Origin of the sequence: Actinocorallia libanotica, from assembly GCF_039525175.1 — a bacterium.
GTDB classification, from domain to species: domain Bacteria; phylum Actinomycetota; class Actinomycetes; order Streptosporangiales; family Streptosporangiaceae; genus Actinocorallia; species Actinocorallia libanotica.
In genome coordinates this window covers 1-528 of record NZ_BAAAHH010000130.1, presented here as the reverse complement: position 1 = coordinate 528, position 528 = coordinate 1, and the positions used below count along the sequence as shown (strand labels likewise).

Genomic DNA, 528 nt, shown 5'->3' with positions numbered 1-528 from the left:
ATCCGCACCTATATCGGGTATCTCATCTGGGGTTTCCTCGCCGCCTCCTTCTTCGGCGTCATTCTGGACTATTCCGTCGCCAAGCTCGGGCCGCGCATCCTCAATGATCTGCGCGCGCGCATGTTCTCCAAGATCAACCGGATGGACGCGCGCGAACTCGCCAGTTCCGACACCGACGCCATCATCGCGGATTTCTCCAATGACCTCACCGTGGTGGAGAAGGGGGTCATCTGGGCGGTGCCCGGCCTGTTCTCCAAGGGGTTGATGCTGATCGGCTCGGTGGCGGTGGCGTTCACGCTCGACACCCAGCTCGCCATCGCCACGCTGGTGTCGCTGATGATCGCCTTCTGGCTGCCGCGAGGCTTCAGCAAACGCGCGGTGCGCTACAATTACGAACGCGGGGCGGAGGACGCCAAGGTTGCCCATGTGGTGAAGGAAACGCTGCTCATGCAGCGGGTGATCCGCATTTTCGGCCTGCACGATTTGCAGTCGAAGCTGTTCACCACCCAGCTCGCCCGTCTGTTCAAG

The 528-nt window shown here is 61.7% G+C and carries 1 protein-coding gene; it reads left to right on the top strand.

Annotated elements, in window-relative coordinates:
• Nucleotides 1-528, top strand: a 528-nt coding sequence (locus ABD140_RS40010) for an ABC transporter transmembrane domain-containing protein (RefSeq protein WP_344248313.1), incomplete at both ends; no start/stop codon positions are given.